Source organism: Pseudomonas sp. P5_B2 (genome assembly GCF_056400445.1).
Genome location: NZ_JBFULH010000943.1, coordinates 1 through 1,269, shown reverse-complemented (window position 1 = coordinate 1,269; position 1,269 = coordinate 1). Strand labels below are relative to the sequence as shown.

General features: G+C 59.2%; 1 protein-coding gene. It reads right to left on the bottom strand.

Going from position 1 to position 1,269, the window contains the following annotated elements:
• Positions 1 to 144: 144 nt before the first annotated feature.
• Positions 145 to 1,170, bottom strand: a complete 1,026-nt coding sequence (locus AC1DRJ_RS28195) for a LacI family DNA-binding transcriptional regulator (protein WP_477805029.1) — start codon at positions 1,168 to 1,170, stop codon at positions 145 to 147.
• Between the last annotated feature and the right edge of the window lie 99 nt (positions 1,171 to 1,269).

Below are 1,269 nucleotides of genomic sequence, written 5' to 3'. Positions count from 1 at the left end.
GGTCCGCGCCGTAGCTGGACAGGCTGATGGAAACGGGTGGTTTGTTCATTGTTTTACACCTCTGAAACCGGTTTCATTTTTGTTCAAAAAAAATGGCTAGCTGAATGATGTGCTGCTCTTCAGGGCTCGAAGGGGCCATAACATTCACCGCAAATTTCCAAGGGTAGACCCTCGCACAACCAACCGCGCCGAAAAATCCAGGGTCCGCACAGCCCCGACATCCCCACGCAACCGCTTGAGCAAACATTCAAACGCGCTCGCACCAATTTCCTCCGTCGGCTGAGCCAGCGCGGTAATCCCGCTGCCCACCAACGGATACCAATCAAGATCATCCAGTGCGATCAGCCCCACGTCCTCAAACAAATTGCAGTGCAGCTCACGCAGAGAATGAGTGCTGGCCAGCGCTGCCATGCCGTTGGCACAGAACACTGCTTTCGGGCCCGGGCCGGGAGTGTTCAAGAACGTTTTCAACTGCGCGGTTAACTCGTTGCCAGTCTCGACCACCGCACCTTGGAATGCCGGGCGCTGCGCAATCTGTGATTTGAAACTGCTCACCCGTTCGATCCGCGCGCTGGTGCCGTCAAGCGGCTCAGTCACCATCAGCACATCGCGATAACCGCGCTCCTGCAAATGGGTGAGCGCCATTTCCACCGCCGCCGGGTTGTTCAGGCCGACCAGGTCGCTCTCCAGCTGTTCGACCTTGCGGTCCACCAGCACCAACGGCATTTCGCGACGCAGCTCGCGCAGTTCGTCGCGGTGATGACCCAGGGTGTTCACGATCAAGCCTTCGATGTTGTACGAGCGCAGCAACGCCAGGTGCTGACGTTCCTGCTCGTCATCGCGGTCGGTATTGCACACCACCAGGCTGTAGCCGTGTTGACGGCAAGCGGTTTCCACTCCGTGCATCACGGCAATCGAATACGGGTTACGGATATCGGCCACCAGCATGCCGATCAGACGGGTGCGCCCGCGTTTCAGGCCGCGGGCCATCTGGTTGGGGCGGTAGCCGAGTGCGCCGATCGCCTGCTCGATGCGCAGGGCAGTGGCATCGGAGAGCAGGGCGCGGTCGTCGCCGATAAAGCGCGAAACGCTGGCCTTGGATACGCCGGCGTGTTCGGCGACGTCGAGCATGGTCACGCGGCTGCGCTGGGCGGCGGAGAAGTCGTTCACGGCGTTGAACCTTTTTGTTGGAATTATCTGATATCGCTTGTGATGAAACCGGTTTCAGGAAACACCAGAATCATGAACGCGTCAAGCCACTCCCACTGG